The sequence below is a fragment of the Providencia vermicola genome (assembly GCF_010748935.1).
GTDB classification, from domain to species: domain Bacteria; phylum Pseudomonadota; class Gammaproteobacteria; order Enterobacterales; family Enterobacteriaceae; genus Providencia; species Providencia zhejiangensis.
The window spans coordinates 2,215,527-2,235,026 of the sequence record NZ_CP048796.1 but is presented as its reverse complement, the minus strand read 5'-3'; the positions used below and the strand labels follow the sequence as shown (position 1 = coordinate 2,235,026).

Genomic DNA, 19,500 nt, shown 5'->3' with positions numbered 1-19,500 from the left:
AAGAATGTTACTTCTCTTTTGCTTCCCATTTACCGTCTACAAAAAATGCACTCCAACCCGTCGCTTTGCCATTTTTCTCAGAAGAGACATATTGTTGCTTGGTTTTACGGCTAAAACGTACCACTGTTGGATTACCTTCTGGGTCTTGCGCTGGCGCATCTGCTAAATATTTTAGCTTTTCAGGTAATCGGTCCTTGAAGCGTTGCAGTTCTTCCACCAAAGGTGCTCGAGTTTCACGCGATTTAGGGAACGTGTTTGCCGCAAGAAATACCCCAGCAGCACCATCACGCAATACAAAATAAGCGTCTGATTTCTCACATGGCAATTCAGGCAATGGAACCGGATCTTCTTTTGGTGGTGCAATCTCACCATTTTTTAAGATCTTACGCGTGTTTTTACACTCTTCATTTGTGCATCCCATATAAGGCCCAAAGCGCCCTGTTTTTAGGTGCATTTCAGAACCACATTTGTCACATTCAATGACAGGGCCATCATAGCCTTTAATACGGAATTCACCCTCTTCAATCTCATAACCTTCACAGGCTGGGTTATTACCGCAAACATGCAATTTACGTTGATTATCAATCAAGTAGCTATCCATCGCTGTGCCACATTTCGGGCAACGGCGCTTAGCACGTAACGCATTAGTTTCCGCATCATCACCCTCAAGTATATTCAATACTTCATGTTCAGGTATCAAATTGATGGTTTTCTTACAACGTTCTTTTGGTGGAAGCGCGTAGCCTTCACAACCAAGGAATACACCGGTTGATGCAGTACGAATTCCCATATGACGTTCACAATCAGGACAAGTAATTGATGTGATCACCATTGGGTTAGTACGCATTCCACCTTCTTCAGGCTCTTTCTCTGCAATATCCAACTGCTTGCTAAAGTCAGAGAAGAATTCATCTAACACGGCTTTCCATTCAGCTTCATGGTTAGCAATATGGTCAAGTTGATTTTCCATACGTGCCGTGAAATCGTAGTTCATCAGATCGTTAAAGTTTTCTTCCAATCTATCAGTGACGATTTCACCCATTTTTTCTGCATAGAAACGGCGGTTTTCAACTTTAACGTAACCCCTATCTTGAATAGTCGAGATAATTGCCGCATAAGTTGATGGGCGACCAATGCCACGTTTCTCAAGCTCTTTAACCAAAGAGGCTTCACTAAAACGTGCTGGAGGCTTAGTAAAGTGCTGACTTGGTAGCAGTTCAACGAGTGACAATTCAGAGCCCACCTGAATTGGTGGCAATGTTTTATCTTCATCGTTTTTACGCAGAGCAGGCATGACACGCGTCCAACCATCGAAACGCAAAGTACGCCCTTTGGCTTTTAGCTCAAAATCACCCGCTTTCACCGTTAATGTCGTCGAATCATATTTTGCAGGTGTCATCTGACAAGCCACAAATTGATTCCAAATCAACTGGTAAAGTTTTTTCGCATCAGCTTCCATGTCTTTTAGTGAATCAGTTAAGACATCAACACTTGACGGACGAATTGCTTCGTGAGCTTCCTGCGAATTATCTTTGCTCGTGTAAACGTTAGCTTCTTTTGGTAAATATTTCTCACCAAAATTGTCATTGATGTAACCACGCGCCATATTGATTGCGTCTTGGCTCAAGTTCGTTGAGTCAGTACGCATATAAGTGATATAACCCGCTTCATAAAGACGCTGAGCCATCATCATGGTTTTTTTCACACCGAAACCTAGGCGAGTACTTGCCGCCTGTTGTAATGTCGATGTGATAAAAGGTGCGCTTGGTTTACTTGACGTTGGTCGATCTTCACGATCAACAACTTGGAAACGAGCTTTTTCAAGCACGCTCACCGCCGCTTCGGTCTGAGCTTTTGTAACTGGCTTGAAAGGTTTACCTAATTGGTGTGTGACTTCCATACGTAATGCTGCAATATTTTTGTCAGCAAGATCTGCATGAAGCTCCCAATACTCTTCCGGCACAAACGCTTTAATTTCACGTTCACGTTCAACAATCAAACGTACCGCAACGGATTGCACACGCCCCGCGGATAAACCACGCGCAACTTTTTTCCACAATAAAGGCGATACCATATAACCCACAACACGATCCATAAAACGGCGTGCTTGTTGAGCATTGACCCTGTCAATGTTTAACTCACCTGGGTTTTCAAATGCTTGAGTAATCGCATTTTTAGTAATTTCATTGAACACGACACGACTGAAGCGAGAATCATCGCCTCCAATCACTTCGCGTAAATGCCATGCAATTGCTTCCCCTTCACGGTCAAGGTCCGTCGCAAGATAGACATGATCTGCATCTTCCGCTAACGCTTGTAATTCAGAAACGACTTTTTCCTTACCTGGCAATATCTGGTAATTCGCCTTCCAACCATGGTAAGGATCAACCCCCATACGTTTCACAAGCGCTGTTTGAGGGTCTTTTTTAACCTTTTTAGTTTTGTCGGTAGATGAGCCTGTACTCTTTTGTGAGCCGGACCCGCTTTTCGGCAGATCGCGAATGTGGCCGACGCTGCTTTTTACAACGTAGCCACTGCCAAGATACTTATTGATCGTTTTGGCTTTTGCCGGGGACTCCACGATAACAAGAGCTTTACCCATATTTACCTTTACCTAAATTTCTACAATGGCGCATTTCTACATTAAAATGCACAAAATGAAAATCTCTTTTTTATATTGCGGCACAATTGCAATATATCAATATAATTTCTTTAAATAGTTTGCGTTTAAGCAAAAACTACCAGACCAATCACGCTATGCTAAAAAGAATACAAAGTGTGCTAGCTGACTGATTTTAGCCGTATAATAACTAATTATGGCTAACGAAAAGCACACACTCTACCTGATAAAACGCCAGACGCAACCAATTATTTTTTTTATGGGGCTAACTTATGGATAACAATATTCAATCTATAACACAAAATGAACTTCTAGAAAAAGCCAATGAGATCATAAGGAAGCATGATGACTTCATTCATGGGATGTTCGTTCATACCGTCGAGCAACACCGTGACACTTTAGTCTTTAAAGGTGAATCTTTTCTCGATGCCAATGGTATTCCAACAACCAAAAGTGCCGCGGCTTTCAATATGTATAAACATCTATCACATATACTGTCTGAACAGTATCGCCTTAAGTAATAATGCCTAAGCAAAAAATTACCGGCTTTTAGCCGGTAATTAATAATAGTTATGAAATGTATTTTTTGCGAGAAAACTTAATCTCAATTTAATTACATAAATGGTTTCTGACCACGCTGCCACCAGCGTAATAACAACTTATCGACATTTTCAGAAACACTCCCCGTAAACCTTTCTAACATTTTTTTACTTTGAGTATAACGAACACTGATTATTTCTTTGGTTTCTACCGCAGAAATAATAATATCATCACTGACACCAATTTGATCAATCAACCCTTTCTCAAGTGCTTGACTACCATACCAGTATTCGCCAGTCGCAACCGCATCGATATCCAATGATGGGCGGTTTTGATGAACAAACTGCTTAAATAACTCATGAGTTTCATTAAGGTTTTCAACAAACTTCTTACGCCCTTGTTCGGTATTCTCACCTAACATAGTTAACGTACGTTTGTATTCACCCGCTGTATGTAACTCAACATCAACATCATGTTTTTTTAACAAACGGTGGATATTAGGTACTTGAGCAACCACGCCTATTGATCCTAGGATAGCAAAGGGAGCCGCAACAATTTTATTCGCGATACAGGCCATCATATAGCCACCGCTTGCCGCAACTTTATCGACAGCTATCGTTAACGGAATATTTTTTTCTTTAATGCGCGAAAGTTGCGATGCAGCCAAACCATAGCCATGCACCATCCCACCAGGGCTTTCAAGACGTAATAAAACTTCATCATGAGCTTCTGCCACAGCCAGAATAGCACTGACTTCTTCTCTTAAAGAATTCACTTCTCGCGCATCCATACTGCCTTTAAAGTCTAAAACATATAAACAAGGCTTTTTAACTGTCGTTTGACCTATTTTAGCCCCTGCTTTTTCATTTTTTTCCTGCACCTTTTGTTGTTTCTTAAATGCTTTCATCCAAACTTTATGCTCAGATGCATTCATTTTAACTTGCTGCATTTGGCGTTGGCGCTCACGATAATTCTCACCTAAATCAGTAAGTTTTAGCTCACCTCTACCACCTTGGCGACGCATTCCAACACCAAAAACAAAAACGGCTAGTGCGATAATCGCAACGACTATCGTGACAACTTTTGCCAAAAATAGTCCATACAGAGAGAAATACTCCACAAAATCATCCTTCTCATGTTTATCTTGATAAAAATAGTCTCATGATTGCTCTTAAACAACCAGTAAAATAACTCTGCTTTTTATCGTAATTTCACTTAAATCTCTACGCTACATTAGCCAATAGCATCAATCAATGAGATGATATCGTAACTGTTAACAAATAGGATAGGAAAAATACTATGCTCCACTATCAACCCAAACATGACCTGCTAAGTCGTAAAACCCTTTTAGTTACTGGGGCCGGTGATGGTATTGGCCGTGAAGCCGCATTAACCTATGCCCGCTTCGGTGCCTCTTTAATCCTTGTAGGTAGAACAAAACATAAACTTGAAAGCGTTAGCCAAGAAATCGAAAAACTCACTGGCAAAGCGGCTGATATCTATGTATTAGACCTATTAACAGCCCCTTATGAACAGTATGTTGAGTTAGCCGATGAAATTGCTAAAAAGCACCCTTATCTTGATGGCGTGTTACATAACGCTGGGCTATTGGGTGTTGTAGCACCAATCATCGAGCAGCCCGCTGACTTATGGCATGATGTTATGCAGGTCAACGTTAATGCTTCATTTATGTTAACTCAAGTTTTGCTTCCTCTATTATTGAAAGCGCCAAACGCATCCCTTGTTTTCACCAGTTCCAGCGTAGGTAAAAAAGGCCGCGCAGACTGGGGAGCTTACTCTGTTTCTAAATTTGCGACTGAAGGCCTAATGCAGATTCTCTCTGAGGAGTATAAAAATACTGGCTTACGTGTGAATTGCATTAATCCAGGACGTACACGAACCAGTATGCGTGCTAGCGCTGCGCCAGATGAAGATCCAATGACCATCAAAGCCCCCGCTGATATCATGCCAATCTATCTATTCTTGATGAGTAATGATAGCTTACGTAAAACTGGCATTAGTTTTGATGCTCAACCGGCTCAACAAGTCAAGGCAACGGAGTGATTTTATGTCTCAAAGTCGACATGAAGAACGCCAACAACGTCTAAAAGAAAAAGTCGATGCTCGAATTGAAGCCGCTCAATTAGAGCGAGGCATTTTGCTTGTTTTTACAGGGAACGGTAAAGGCAAAACAACCGCGGCATTTGGTACAGTTTGCCGAGCGGTAGGTCATGGCCAAAAAGCGGCGGTAGTGCAATTTATCAAAGGCAGCTGGGATAACGGTGAACGTGAATTATTGCAACCTCATGGTGTCGCTTTTCATGTCATGTCCACAGGTTTTACATGGGAGACCCAAGATCGTGAAGCCGATACCCTTGCCTGCCTTGATACATGGCATCATGCACAACAGTTACTGACCGACCCATTAATCGATTTGGTTGTGCTTGATGAAATCACTTATATGATTAGCTACAATTATCTGCCGCTAGAAGACGTGATACATGCCCTCACTCATCGGCCTGAAAATCAATCAGTGATTATTACGGGACGAGGCTGTCATCGTGATTTACTCAATTTAGCCGATACTGTGACAGAAATGCGCCCTGTCAAACATGCATTTGATGCCGGTATAAAAGCCCAAAAAGGGATAGATTGGTAACTCTCTTTTCAACTGCCGGTAGGCTCACTCGCGTATCGGCAACTTAGTGATACATCAACGTACCAGCACCAAATATCGCGCGTGTTTGCTGCATAAATTCAGCATATTTGCGTTTTTCTTGTAATGAACTTCTATCGCTCCCCATTTGGCTATAAATGATCGCCATATGCGAAATTTTATTATGATATTGATTGTAATAAAATTGCTTTCTTTGCGGATCGAGTGAACGCCGGAAGCTATCGATCAGATTAACCACCTCTTGAGCATGCAGCTGCAAGGCCTCATCTGAGAAATCGGGTTGAGTGAGAGGGTAATCAAAATGAACTGTCACTGATTGATTGGCGTGATTCACCATTTTTTTCACAATAAGCTGTGATATCAATCCATCCTCTTGATGAATTAAGTCTACTAATTCTTTATGCGTCAAACATTTCGTTTTCACTTGGCTGACTGTTGTCGAGCTGTTTATCTCTTCAGGCACCGCTTCCCCAACGTGAAAATCACAATTAAACACATTATTATCAATAATATAATCATTACTACTATTGATTCTACCATTTAGCAGATAACCATTCACGACTAAGGATTGTTTCTTTAAATGATGAATAGAAGGAATACCTTCAGTGCCATGAACAAAACTGTATGTATAATAAATTTGCTTATTGGGATTGAGAATGCCGCCTTTATTGCCTGGGTACACAATAAATTGTACAGCCTTGCCTGACATTGTCGTCATCAAATGCGGCCCTGGCCGTAATAGAATACTGCCCACCCCTTGATGTGGAATAACGATCGGCTGGTAATCGATAAAAAATATCAAACTTTCTGATGAATCGTTTGTGAAATAAAAACGCCCACTTTCAGATGTTATCGTTTTGGGATCATCACAAGCGCTAATACTGAAGCCTAAACTAACGACTAGCAACGTCTTGATTAATCGAAAACCAATCATAGAAGACAATAACCTTTTATTCTATCCTTACAGTTAATGAAAGTACCGTAAACACCGGGTATTCTCAAATACGTTTTTATCATTTTGTGACAAATACATTACTAGAATTAATAAAAAAGGTTATAGAAAACTCTATAACCTTTTTTAAAGAAATAATAAATCCAAATATCGTTAGATACGTGTACGGCGCTTCGCTGTCGGTCTAGATGATTGGCGTTTAGAGGCCGGTCTTGAAGCGACTTGTGAATGACGTTTAACTGCACGACGGATTTGATTCGCTTTAATACGTCGTTGGTCACGTTCAACCGCCACTTTCGTTTCCGTTTCTGGCTCCAGTTCCACCAGCTCTCTTAAGTAGTTGGTTTGTTCCAGTCCCAGTTCTGTCCAACCACCACGTGGTAAGCCTTTTGGTAGGTCAATATCACCATATCTTACACGGATCAGGCGGCTAACTTGTACACCAACGGCTTCCCATAAGCGACGCACTTCACGGTTACGTCCTTCCGTTAAAGTAACGTTATACCATTGGTTCATACCTTCACCACCTCGGTATGAAACTGTTTTAAATGCTGCGGGACCATCCTCAAGTTGAACACCTTGAGTTAGCTGACGTATTTTCGCATCGGTAATTTCACCAAATACACGCACAGCATATTCACGTTCGACTTCACGACTTGGATGCATCAAACGGTTTGCCAGCTCACCGTCAGTCGTAAACAGTAATAATCCACTTGTATTAACATCAAGACGTCCAACAGCAATCCAGCGTGCACCAACAAGTTTTGGTAAACGGGTAAAGACTGTCGGGCGACCTTCAGGGTCATGACGAGTACACAACTCCCCTTCAGGTTTATAGTAAGCCATTACACGGCAGATCTCTTTTTCAGCTTCTTTTATCGCTAAAATACGCCCATCTAATCTAATTTTTGTCGATGATTTAACTTCAATGCGATCACCTAACGTGGCCATTTTACCATCGACACTGATGCGCCCTTCTTTTAAAAAGGATTCGATTTCACGGCGGGAGCCATGCCCTGAACGGGCAAGAATTTTTTGTAACTTTTCAGTTTTTTGCGGTTTGGCGCTCATATAACCCTCAAATGTCGCCTTCACAGGCGTCAGATAATTTTTCGTCAATAATGATGACAAAAAATAACGAATTGGAAAACCTGCGCATTATACACAGGTTTATGGAGATCCCCTATTATTAATCCATATATCGAACTTAACGTTATTCGAACGGAGATGGGTCACCGGTGCCAACACGGACAACAACTGGGCTATCGTCAGTTAAATCAATGACCGTCGTTGGTTTCTGGCCAATATAGCCTCCATGGATAACTAAATCGACCTGTTTACCCAGTACGTCACGGATTTCTTCAGGATCGGATTGCGTAAAATCATCTCCTGGCATTATCAGGCTGGTTGACATTAATGGTTCACCAACGGCTTCAAGCAAATCACGAGCAATTGGGTTTGATGGCACTCTTAACCCAATTGTTTTACGCTTTTCATTCATCAAACGGCGCGGAACCTCTTTTGTGCCACGAAGAATAAACGTGTAATTACCCGGTGTATTGTTTTTGATTAAACGAAATGCCGTATTATCAACATGGGCGTAATTGGAGAGTTCAGAAAGATCACGACACATTAAGGTGAAGTTATGATTTGCATCCAGTTGGCGTATACGGCAAATGCGTTGCAGCGCATCTTTTTCCTCTAAACGACAACCTATCGCATAACCAGAATCCGTCGGATAAACAATCACACCACCTTTATTTATAATTTCAACACTTTGCGCAATTAGCCGTGCTTGTGGATTATCCGGATGGATATAAAAAAACTGACTCATACAGACCTCTGATCTTTAGTATTGACAGCATCATCCGGTAAAAAACCTTAAAATGGTACTATCTTTTATTAATTATTTACCCTAGTGCACACACCTGTCATGATATGTTCACTGAATGATTAGGTTAGTTTTTAACAAGTTAACTTGCTTATCGTGTGCCAATTCAATGACCCAGAAGCGCCAAATAACGTCACCTCTCCACCATTAAATTTTTCTCTCTATCGCGATAGAAAATAAGCAACTTAACCTGAATCCACTTAAGTATAATGCGTATATTTTACACCGTATTTATTATACATCAACGGTTTATGCTGTTTTCACCTCATTCCATAGGGTCCAAACAGCCTGTTGGTCATCCGGCAACCAAAGGTTACGACCTAACTCTATCCATGAACAAGGGCGATGAAAATCTGATCCCACAGAGGTTTTTAAATCATTTAATAGAGCCAATTCCGCTAAATATTGCTTCTCGTTTGCGGGTTGTTGGCAATGAGATACTTCCATCGCATCCCCTTGAGACTGCTTAAAATAGGCAACTAACCGTTTGATCCATTTATTGGATAGTTGATATTTCGATGGATGAGCGAGTACTGCAACGCCTCCTGATTGATGAATGGCATTCACTGCATCATCAATACTGCACCATTTGGCCGGAACATACCCTATCTTCCCTTTTGATAAATAGCGTTTAAAGACATTATTAATATTTTTTTCTTTGCCTATTTTCACTAAATACTGTGCAAAATGCGCTCTGGTCACCTGCCCACCTGTTGCAATTTGCAATGCATTTTCCCATGCGTCCGGTATGCCCGCTTTTTGTAAACGCCGACCCATTTCGATCCCGCGTTCTAAACGTAGCTGAGACTGTTGCTTTAATAATTGAACCATTGACGGCGCAGTAGGTGAAAAATTTAACCCAACAATATGAATCTCAATATTTTCCCATAGCGTTGAAATTTCAACGCCATTAATGAGTGTTAGAGGCCGTTGTGTTTGTTCAAGGTATTCACGCGCCTCAATAACCCCTTCACATGTATCGTGATCGGTGATGGACAGCACATCAATTCCCATATCAATCGCACGCTCAATCACGTCACTTGGGGATAAATCACCATCGGAGGCATTCGTATGGCAATGTAAATCATACCGAGTAATTAATGGACTCGAAAATTGTGACATAAGGTGTTTTTCTCCTTTTTTCCAATTTCTGGATATTTTTCCTAAATATAAATAATAAACAGCTTGACACAATCAATGCGATCCAGTTTACTAGTACACAGGACGGCTTGCTAGCCGATATTAGTTTGATTATCCAGAGAGGCACTTATGGCTATCATTAATTTATCAAATCGTTGGTGGCGTAACTTCCCAAATTGGGCGGAAGTCGCACACGCATAAATTTGATATGCCTTAGTGCCAAACCCGCCTTTATCAGCGGGTTTTTTTATGTCTAAAAACAATATAAAAGGCAATAAAATGAATAACCAAAACACAACATTACCACATTTTAGTTTTCTGGATAGCCCAATTAACTACCAGCAAGACCCTACATTGCTATTTCATCATCTGTGTCAGGATACACCGGCGACGATGCTATTAGAATCGGCCGAAATCAATAGTAAAGCAAACTTACAAAGCTTGCTGATTGTTGACAGTGCTCTACGCATTCGAGCGTTTGGTCAACGTGTAGAAATCGACGCACTCACCGATAATGGCTGCCAATTACTCCCTGTGCTCGCAACACACTTAGCAGATAAAGCACAACATTGTGAATTATCCGCCCAACATTTGACCGTCTCCTTTAAGCAGCCTAGCAGTGATCTCGATGAAGACAGTCGTTTAAAAAGCCCATCATGCTTAGATGTATTACGTTTGCTACCAACACTGGCACAGGCTAATTCACACCAAAGTGACAATTTATTTGTCGGTGGGCTATTTGCTTATGACTTGATCGCCAGTTTTGAATCACTGCCAGAAGTGAAAAATATCAATCGTTGCCCAGATTACTGCTTCTTTGTCGCTGAACACTATTTAGTGATCGACCATCAAAATCAGGCTGCTCGCCTAAAAAGTTGTCTTTTTTCAACTGTTGATGAACATATTCAAACGGTGACGCAACGACATAACCAAATCATTGCCGCATGCCGTCCATTTTTATCCCCTCTACCATTAGGTGAGGCGGAAAAATTCAGCGTAAAAACCAATAAAAGTGATGAGCAATACGGTGCTGTGGTCAATGCGATGAAAGAAGCGATTTATCGTGGTGATATATTTCAAGTTGTACCATCACGTAAATTTTCAATGCCTTGCCCTTACCCATTAATCGCATATCAAAAACTGAAAGCACAGAACCCGAGTCCTTATATGTTTTTTATGCAAGACAATGATTTTTCGCTATTCGGAGCCTCACCCGAAAGTGCGCTGAAATACAATGCGAGTAGCCGTAAGGTCGAAATCTACCCCATCGCTGGCACGCGTCCTCGCGGTCGCGATGCTTCAGGTAAGATTGATTTAGACCTTGATAGTCGTATTGAACTGTCAATGCGAACTGATCATAAAGAATTAGCCGAACATTTTATGCTCGTGGACTTAGCACGTAATGACCTCGCGCGTATCTGTACCCCAGGTAGCCGTTATGTGGCGAATTTAACCAAAGTGGATCGTTACTCATACGTCATGCACCTTGTTTCGCAAGTTGTCGGTACGCTACGTGATGACCTCGATATCTTTCATGCTTATCAAGCGTGTATGAACATGGGCACACTGACGGGGGCGCCTAAAGTCAGAGCGATGCAATTAATCGCGGAATATGAGCAAGAGCGCCGCGGTTCTTATGGTGGCGCGGTTGGTTACTTTACCGGTAAAGGCGATTTTGATACTTGCATCGTCATCCGTTCTGCTTATGTCGAAAATGGTATTGCTACCGTACAAGCCGGAGGTGGTGTAGTACTTGATTCATCACCACAAAGTGAAGCTGATGAAACACGTAATAAAGCTCGTGCTGTTATTCGCGCGATTGCCCAAGCCCACCAAGCAGAGGAGTTGTTCTAATGGCTAACATACTATTACTCGATAATGTTGATTCTTTTACTTACAACCTTGTCGATCAACTCCGCTCTGGTGGTCATCAAGTCGTTATTTATCGTAACACGGTGAGTTCAGAACATATTTTATCCGTTCTCAATAAGATGGAATCGCCATTACTCGTGCTCTCTCCCGGTCCGGGTAAACCCAGTGATGCGGGCTGTATGCCTGACGTTCTACAACAGGTTATCGGTAAGTTACCTATTATTGGTATCTGTTTAGGTCATCAAGCGATTATCGAAGCTTATGGTGGCCATGTTTCTGCCGCTGGGGAAATTCTGCATGGTAAATCGTCTATGGCAACACATGACCAACAGGCGATGTTTAGCGGACTTGATAATCCAATTCCTGTCGCTCGCTATCATTCATTAGTGGGTAGTCAAATCCCTGAAAAATTAACAATTTGTGCACAGTCGAATGGCATGGTGATGGCTGTACGTAATGATCATGACCGTGTTTGTGGTTTTCAATTTCATCCGGAATCTATTTTAACCACTGAAGGTGCCATTTTACTGGAAAAAACCGTGGCATGGGCTCTTTCAACACCAACTTGCTCAATCACACCATCGTTATAACCAGGGAAGAGAGAACCTATTATGCAAACTATTTTCGATAAATTATTCCGTGCCCAAGCGCTGACACAACAAGAAAGCCAACAATTATTTAATGCCATCATTCGCGGTGAATTAACTGAGGCGCAATTAGCCGGTGTATTAGTCAGCATGAAAATGCGTGGTGAACAACCAGAAGAGATTGCTGGTGCAGCATTGGCTTGCCTAGAAAATGCGCAACCTTTTCCACGTCCTGATTACCCCTTCAGCGATATTGTCGGTACAGGAGGTGATGGTGCAAATAGTATCAATATCTCTACAGCCAGTGCTTTTGTTGCCGCACAAGCGGGTATTAAAGTGGCTAAGCATGGCAACCGTAGTGTATCTAGCCGCTCAGGCTCTTCGGATTTACTCGCTGCTTTTGGTATTTCATTGGATTTAAGTGCCCAAAGCGCGCGCGATGCACTAGATGAATTAGGCGTGTGTTTCTTATTTGCCCCACAATATCACAGTGGTTTTCGCCATGCGGCGCCTGTACGTACCCAACTAAAAACACGAACTTTATTCAATGTACTGGGGCCACTGATTAATCCTGCACGCCCACCTATTGCCTTAATTGGTGTGTATCAAGAAACATTGGTTGAACCTGTAGCAAAAACGCTACAAATGCTTGGTTTTACACGTGCAGCTGTGGTACACAGTGGAGGAATGGATGAAGTCTCTCTTCATGCAACAACTCAAGTTGCAGAGCTCAATCAAGGAACTTTATCTTTTTATCAGCTCACTGCCAGTGATTTTGGTTTGCAACCGTATCAGCTGTCTGACCTAGAAGGTGGAACGCCCGATGAAAATCGGATTTTGTTGAGCAATTTGTTACAGGGTCACGGAAAACCAGCCCACGAAGCCGCCGTTGCAGCGAATGTTGCCATGCTAATGCGTATTAATGGCTTTGAAGACCTCAAGGCCAATAGCGAACATGCTCTAAATATTATTCGTAGTGGTGCCGCGTATGATCGTGTTACTGCTCTAGCGTCAAGGAACCAATAAAATGAAAGCGACTGTATTACAAAAAATTGTTAATGATAAGCTAACGTATTTAGCGGCGCGCAAAGCTAAACAGCCTTTGGATAGCTTCATTGGTCAAGTCACCCCTGCTAGCCGCAGTTTCTATGAAGCCTTATCAGCAAAAAAACCGGCTTTCATACTTGAATGTAAAAAAGCATCGCCATCAAAAGGATTAATCAGAGAAGACTTTGATCCGGCAGTGATTGCCAACATATATGCCCCCTATGCTTCCGCGATTTCTGTCTTAACCGATGAGAAGTACTTCCAAGGTGATATGGCGTACCTGACCATCGTTAGCAATACCGTTAAACAACCGGTTTTATGTAAGGATTTCATTGTCGACCCTTACCAAATTTACCTTGCGCGGTATTATCAGGCAGATGCTATCTTATTAATGCTCTCCGTCGTCAATGATGAGGAATATATTGCACTCGCTGACGTCGCACACCAATTAAATATGGGTGTATTAACCGAAGTCAGTAATGAAGAAGAATTACAACGCGCCATAAAGCTAAAAGCACACGTTGTCGGTATTAACAACCGTGATTTACGTGACCTCTCGATAGATTTAAACCGAACGCGTCAACTCGCACCACGTTTACCAAAAGAGACGATTATCATCAGTGAGTCAGGTATTCACCGTCATCAACATATTCAAGCCTTAAGCCAGTACGTAAATGGTTTTCTAATTGGCAGTGCATTGATGGAACAAGCGGATATCGACAAAGGATTACAAAAATTATTAATCGGTGAACATAAAGTCTGTGGACTTACTCGAGGCCAAGATGCTAAAGCCGCCCTCACAGCTGGCGCAACATACGGAGGACTGATTTTTGCTGAAAGCTCCCCGAGAAAAGTGACACTGTCACAAGCAAAACAGATTGTCCATACTGTACCTCTACAATATGTCGGTGTATTTCGTGATCAATCTACTGATTTTATTGCCCACATGGTAGAACAACTCGCACTCTCCGCGGTACAACTGCATGGCAATGAAGATATCGACTATGTGCAAAATCTGCGCGCTATCTTACCTAAACATTGTGAAATTTGGAAAGCGGTCAACATGTCGCAACCTGACTTTAGTCAGTTTGAAGGACAACCCATTGACCTACTCGTTCTCGATAATGGCGCTGGTGGCAGCGGACACACCTTTGATTGGGAAAAAATACCTAGTCATAGTCCGTTCCGCGTTATGGTTGCCGGCGGATTAAACGCTGACAATTGTCGACAAGCGGCAACACTATTATGCAATGGCCTTGATTTTAACTCCGGTGTCGAAGTTGAACCTGGTATCAAAAGCGAGACAAAGATCAAACAAGTTTTCAGTTGTTTAGCCAGCTAATGCCCCATTGATTGGCATTATATTTGGCTTCAACGCCCTAAACTGAACCCTAATTAAGTCGCATGACATAAAGAGATGAATAATAAAATGAGTAAATTAGATCCCTACTTCGGTGAATTTGGTGGACAATATGTTCCAGAGATTTTAATCCCTGCGCTTAATCAGCTTGAAGATGCATTTATTGACGCACAAAACGATCCTCAATTTATAAAAGAGTTTCATGACTTACTCAAAAACTATGCGGGTCGACCAACGGCGCTCACACTCTGCCGAAACTTAACCGACGGTACTAAAACAAAGCTTTACCTTAAGCGTGAAGACTTGCTACACGGTGGTGCACATAAAACCAACCAAGTATTAGGCCAAGCGTTATTAGCTAAAAGAATGGGCAAAACCGAGATTATCGCTGAAACAGGCGCGGGTCAGCATGGTGTAGCGACAGCACTCGCTTGCGCATTACTTAATATGAAATGCCGTATTTATATGGGGGCAAAAGATGTAGAACGCCAATCACCTAACGTCTTTCGCATGAAATTAATGGGCGCAGAAGTCATTCCTGTACACAGTGGTTCAGCGACATTAAAAGATGCGTGTAATGAAGCGCTTAGAGACTGGTCTGGCAGTTATGACAAAGCGCATTATCTGTTGGGAACGGCAGCGGGTCCACACCCATATCCAACAATTGTACGCGATTTCCAACGCATGATTGGTGATGAAGCGAAACAACAAATTTTGGAAAAAGAAGGCCGTTTACCCGATGCCGTCATCGCCTGTATTGGCGGTGGTTCAAATGCGATTGGTCTATTTGCTTCATTTATTCCAGAAGAAAATGTCCGTTTAATCGGTGTGGAACCTGCCGGATTGGGGATAGAAACCGGTCAACATGGTGCCCCACTTAAACATGGCCGTGTTGGGATCTACTTTGGAATGAAATCCCCCATGATGCAAACTGACGAAGGACAAATCGAAGAGTCTTACTCAATTTCAGCAGGACTGGATTTCCCTTCTGTCGGCCCTCAGCATGCGCATTTGAATAGTATTGGCCGAGCAGATTATGTCTCTATTACTGACGATGAAGCCTTAACGGCTTTTAAACTGTTATCTCGCAAAGAAGGGATCATCCCCGCGCTAGAATCATCTCATGCGCTCGCTTATGCCCTGAAGCTGGCTGAACAAGAGCCAAATAAAGAGCAATTGTTGATCGTTAATCTATCGGGCCGTGGCGATAAAGATATTTTTACAGTACACGATATTTTAAAAAGCAAGGGAGAAATCTAATGGAACGCTATACACAACTTTTTAAGCGTTTGAGCAGTGTAAACCAAGGTGCATTCGTTCCATTCGTCACATTAGGTGATCCTGACGCTGAACTTTCGCTGAAAATTATTGATGCTTTAATTGCTGGTGGCGCAGATGCCTTAGAAATTGGTATTCCATTCTCGGATCCACTTGCTGATGGGCCTACCATTCAAAATGCCAACTTAAGGGCATTTAAAAGTGATATTACACCAACGCTATGTTTTGAACTTTTAGCTCGTATTAGACAAACACATCCTGACATGCCAATTGGCTTATTAGTTTATGCTAATTTAGTGTTCAGTAATGGTATTGATCATTTTTATTCGCGTTGCCAGCAAGCTGGCGTAGATTCTGTATTAGTTGCAGATGTACCTATGCGAGAATCAACACCATTTCGTCAATCTGCAATTGCTCACGGTATTGCCCCCATTTTCATCTGCCCACCCAATGCTGATGAAGCATTAATTAAGCAAATTGGGGAGTATAGCGAAGGTTATACGTATCTATTATCCCGTGCTGGTGTCACTGGGACAGAAAAACGTGCTGAAATACCATTGACTAACCTCATTAGTCAATTAAGCCAATATCAGGCAGCCCCTGCTCTACAAGGGTTTGGTATCTCTGAACCAGCACAAGTCAGTGAAGCTATTGCCAATGGCGCTGCGGGAGCGATTTCAGGTTCTGCTGTTGTGAAAATTATTGAGAATAATCTGCAACGCCCAGATATCATGCTAGCTGAATTAACTCAATTTGTGAGAAAAATGAAAGCAGCTACACAAAAATAACCTGTAACCATAACGACAGATTGCCCATATCTTATATGGCAATCTGTCTACCCTATCTATTTTATACCCACTATTTTCTTCTTTAAGTTGAATTTTTTTCGCTTTCTACTGATACTAAAATTATCAGTGATACACCATGATCTATAGTCTCTGATAAATTTTTGCTGGATGACTTAACAATCAACGTATTTTGTAGTTTGAAACGTTAGGAGATAAAAGGATGAAATTATTCAAATCCGTTAGTGCATTATTTGTCGCTATCTTTATGGCTTTCACACTCGCGGCCTGCGCACCAACAGACAAATCTGAAGGTACCGGTGGTTATATTGATGATACTGTCATTACAACTAAAGTAAAATCAGCGCTACTGGCTGAGAAGGATTTAAAATCAACACAAATCAGTGTTGAAACCTTTAAAGGCCGAGTGCAATTAAGTGGTTTTGTTGATTCAAGAGCTGACGCTAATAAAGCGATTGAAACAACGAAAAAGGTCAAAGGCGTTCAGTCTGTGATTGATTCAATGAAAATCCGCTAAACGGTTACCTGTCAATTTTATCAATATCAGCTCAATTTGGGCTGATATTGATAGCCTAAATTAATTTTATATATCTCAATAAAATGATCACTGCCATTTATTATAACGCAATGAGTTACGTGCATGTTTAATTATTGTTAACAGATGTGGCTTTATTATTTCCTGACAGATAATTTATAAAAACTCAGCGATTATTTTTCGGATATATTATTTCTTAATAAAAAAATCCGAGAATATAGATTCTCGGATTTACGATGACACTCTCATCCATTAGAGTTAATTTTTTACCTATTATCTAAGGTCTTCAATACAAATTGATTAGAAACGGTAACCCGCACCAAACATAAATACAAATGGGTCTAAGCGAGTATCAATTTTATGTTGCTCACCTTGGAATTTGAATTTAACGTCAGTGTCGATATCCATCCACCAAACTGAAGCGTTCAACATCCAGTTATCCGTTAGCATGTAGTCCATACCTGCTTGTGCAGCAAAGCCCCATGAGCTTGATAGGTCTAGGTCGCTCAAACCAAGCTGTTTAGCGCCTGAATTGAATTTCTCATCAAAGAAGAAGGTATAGTTAAGACCCGCACCTAGGTATGGGCGTAATTTATCTTCTTTGCTACCAAAATAATATTGCGCCATTAATGTTGGTGGTAAATGATGGACTGTCGCAATATTACCTAATTCACCTAAACTAACTTTATGCTCAAATGGTGTCGCAGCTAATAATTCCACACCAATATTATCTGTCACCATGTAGCTGAATGTCAGACCTAATTGAGTATTATTATTCGCATTAAAGTGACCAAGATTTAATACATCTTCAGATCCTGCATTTGGACGAACAGTTGCAGTACCCGCACGGAAAATAAAATCGCCAGCTTCATGAGCAAATGAAGCTGCTGGTGCAAGAGTTGCAGCAGCTAAGACAAGCGCAGTGAGTTTTTTCATTATTAATCCCATTCCTGTGTTTTTATTTTGGTATAAAATATACCGTTTAATTTTATTTAATGTTCAAATCAAGATCACATCTTTTAATAAAAATGACCTAATCTGACTACGTTGAATTTATTATTTCATTTATAAATTTTTTAATTTTGATTTAAATCAATTTTTGTCAGGTATACGTTTAAAATAAGAATTGATCCCTCGCTTTTGTTATTTTATTCAAAAGATATAAATTATATTTTAAATGCATCTTATGTAGAGTTAGATCTATTTAAGATAACAATAGTCCTTCATGAAATAATAATCCGCATTTATCCTTTTTTGCTCACCCCTCGTCTTATCTGAACTTTCTCTACCTATACGTTAGATACTCGGTTACAATCACCTAAAATTTTGTCCCGTTTTTGTAGATAGGAGCAGTTACATGTCCATTTCGGCCAACTCACTCATCAATGATAGTGTGAATTTTTTCAAGAATCAGTTGGGTGGCCTATTCACAATTGTGCTGTTAGCAACGGTTGTCAGTGTTGTGATTTACGCAATAATGGTACCAAATGCCCATATGCTTGCCGTTTTGTATAATGCACAGGCACAATTAATTGATTCAGGAAATTCAGGCTTACAAAATTGGGTACAAGACCTTTCGGAAGAAGATAAAAGCAGTATCTTACGCGTTTCTTTTGGTCTTATCCTATCGGTTACCTTTGGTAGCCTAATCTTGATTTGCGGTGTTTTATCCTATATTGCGGGGTTATCCCGTGGCGAAGACATCACCGCAACTCAAGCGTTATCAGCATCTTTACCTAAAGCGCCTTCTATGTTTTTGCTGTTAGTTGTCTGCTCTTTGCTGGTGCAACTCGGCATCACTATTATGCTGATCCCAGGGATAGTGCTGGCTATTGGCTTCTCATTAGCCCCCGCGGTACTCATGAGTGAAAATGTTAATCCCTTTAGCGCAATGGGGAAAAGTTGGAAAATGGCCTATGCCAACTGGCGAGTGGTATTACCGATGGTTCTGATTTGGATGGCATCGCAAATGCTCGTCAGCATATTAATTAACAAACTCCAACTCAATCACATCGTTGCTAATGGGTTGTCCTTTTTCATCAACAACATCATTGCTGCTTTCGCGTTGTTGTATTTTTATCGGTTATATATGCTGATCACTCAAAAGTAATCATTACTGATTAAAAATGACGCTCAACGGCACCTTAAATGTTCTCTCATTAAGGTGCCGTTTGACTTTATAGCCTAGCATCATT

16 protein-coding genes, 1 pseudogene and 1 other annotated feature are annotated in these 19,500 nt (G+C 41.3%); of the genes and pseudogenes, 10 read left to right on the top strand and 7 right to left on the bottom strand.

Features of this window, described 5'->3' with window-relative positions:
- Positions 1-7: 7 nt before the first annotated feature.
- On the bottom strand, positions 8-2,602 hold the full coding sequence (gene topA, locus G3341_RS10005; RefSeq protein ID WP_154624947.1) for a type I DNA topoisomerase: 2,595 nt from the start codon (positions 2,600-2,602) through the stop codon (positions 8-10).
- A gap of 290 nt (positions 2,603-2,892) precedes the next feature.
- Here topA and G3341_RS10000 point away from each other — a divergent pair, with 290 nt between their 5' ends.
- The gene (locus G3341_RS10000; protein WP_154624946.1) at positions 2,893-3,141 is read left to right on the top strand and encodes a DUF2498 family protein; all 249 of its coding nucleotides are present in this window, start codon (positions 2,893-2,895) and stop codon (positions 3,139-3,141) included.
- Between the two features lie 92 nt (positions 3,142-3,233).
- On the opposite strand, the gene sohB is transcribed toward G3341_RS10000, so the two are convergent.
- Positions 3,234-4,280 (bottom strand): protease SohB, encoded by a 1,047-nt coding sequence (sohB, locus tag G3341_RS09995; RefSeq protein WP_163861558.1) that lies wholly within the window; start codon positions 4,278-4,280, stop codon positions 3,234-3,236.
- A 179-nt stretch (positions 4,281-4,459) separates the two neighbouring features.
- Between sohB and G3341_RS09990 the strand changes: the two genes are divergently transcribed.
- Both G3341_RS09990 and cobO read left to right on the top strand, forming a co-directional pair.
- Positions 4,460-5,224, top strand: coding sequence for a YciK family oxidoreductase (locus G3341_RS09990; protein WP_154624945.1), 765 nt, complete (start codon positions 4,460-4,462; stop codon positions 5,222-5,224).
- Between the two features lie 4 nt (positions 5,225-5,228).
- Positions 5,229-5,819, top strand: a complete 591-nt coding sequence (gene cobO / locus G3341_RS09985; RefSeq protein WP_154624944.1) for a cob(I)yrinic acid a,c-diamide adenosyltransferase — start codon at positions 5,229-5,231, stop codon at positions 5,817-5,819.
- Between the two features lie 43 nt (positions 5,820-5,862).
- Here the strand turns inward: cobO and G3341_RS09980 are convergent, their stop codons facing one another.
- From G3341_RS09980 to rnm, 4 genes are all read right to left on the bottom strand, one after another.
- Positions 5,863-6,771, bottom strand: a complete 909-nt coding sequence (locus tag G3341_RS09980) for a hypothetical protein (protein ID WP_154624943.1) — start codon at positions 6,769-6,771, stop codon at positions 5,863-5,865.
- 171 nt (positions 6,772-6,942) lie between these two features.
- Complete coding sequence (rluB, locus tag G3341_RS09975) at positions 6,943-7,860, bottom strand: 23S rRNA pseudouridine(2605) synthase RluB (protein ID WP_154624942.1); 918 nt, start codon at positions 7,858-7,860, stop codon at positions 6,943-6,945.
- Between the two features lie 142 nt (positions 7,861-8,002).
- Positions 8,003-8,623 (bottom strand): L-threonylcarbamoyladenylate synthase, encoded by a 621-nt coding sequence (locus G3341_RS09970; protein ID WP_154624941.1) that lies wholly within the window; start codon positions 8,621-8,623, stop codon positions 8,003-8,005.
- Positions 8,624-8,929: 306 nt separating this feature from the next.
- Positions 8,930-9,802, bottom strand: a complete 873-nt coding sequence (rnm, locus tag G3341_RS09965; protein WP_154624940.1) for an RNase RNM — start codon at positions 9,800-9,802, stop codon at positions 8,930-8,932.
- A gap of 168 nt (positions 9,803-9,970) precedes the next feature.
- Positions 9,971-10,071, top strand: a sequence feature (Trp leader region).
- A gap of 28 nt (positions 10,072-10,099) precedes the next feature.
- On the opposite strand from rnm, the gene G3341_RS09960 reads away from it, so the two are divergent.
- From G3341_RS09960 to G3341_RS09930, 6 genes and pseudogenes are all read left to right on the top strand, one after another.
- Complete coding sequence (locus G3341_RS09960) at positions 10,100-11,674, top strand: anthranilate synthase component 1 (protein WP_154624949.1); 1,575 nt, start codon at positions 10,100-10,102, stop codon at positions 11,672-11,674.
- Positions 11,674-13,305: pseudogene (gene trpD, locus G3341_RS20710) on the top strand (bifunctional anthranilate synthase glutamate amidotransferase component TrpG/anthranilate phosphoribosyltransferase TrpD). Before G3341_RS09960 ends, trpD begins: the two are co-directional and overlap by 1 nt.
- A 1-nt stretch (position 13,306) precedes the next feature.
- Positions 13,307-14,668: a bifunctional indole-3-glycerol-phosphate synthase TrpC/phosphoribosylanthranilate isomerase TrpF gene (trpCF, locus tag G3341_RS09945; RefSeq protein WP_163861555.1), complete on the top strand. Its 1,362-nt coding sequence runs from the start codon at positions 13,307-13,309 to the stop codon at positions 14,666-14,668.
- 87 nt (positions 14,669-14,755) lie between these two features.
- Entirely contained in the window at positions 14,756-15,946 is a 1,191-nt protein-coding gene (trpB, locus tag G3341_RS09940) for a tryptophan synthase subunit beta (RefSeq protein WP_154624936.1), read from the top strand.
- Positions 15,946-16,752 carry a tryptophan synthase subunit alpha gene (gene trpA / locus G3341_RS09935; protein WP_154624935.1) on the top strand — a complete coding sequence of 269 codons (807 nt, stop codon included), beginning with the start codon at positions 15,946-15,948 and terminating at the stop codon, positions 16,750-16,752. The genes trpB and trpA overlap by 1 nt, the downstream gene beginning before the upstream one ends.
- Before the next feature lie 220 nt (positions 16,753-16,972).
- Entirely contained in the window at positions 16,973-17,287 is a 315-nt protein-coding gene (locus G3341_RS09930; RefSeq protein WP_154624934.1) for a BON domain-containing protein, read from the top strand.
- A 318-nt stretch (positions 17,288-17,605) separates the two neighbouring features.
- On the opposite strand, the gene ompW is transcribed toward G3341_RS09930, so the two are convergent.
- Entirely contained in the window at positions 17,606-18,241 is a 636-nt protein-coding gene (ompW, locus tag G3341_RS09925; protein WP_154635701.1) for an outer membrane protein OmpW, read from the bottom strand.
- Between the two features lie 421 nt (positions 18,242-18,662).
- On the opposite strand from ompW, the gene G3341_RS09920 reads away from it, so the two are divergent.
- Complete coding sequence (locus tag G3341_RS09920) at positions 18,663-19,415, top strand: YciC family protein (protein ID WP_154624646.1); 753 nt, start codon at positions 18,663-18,665, stop codon at positions 19,413-19,415.
- Positions 19,416-19,500 lie beyond the last annotated feature (85 nt).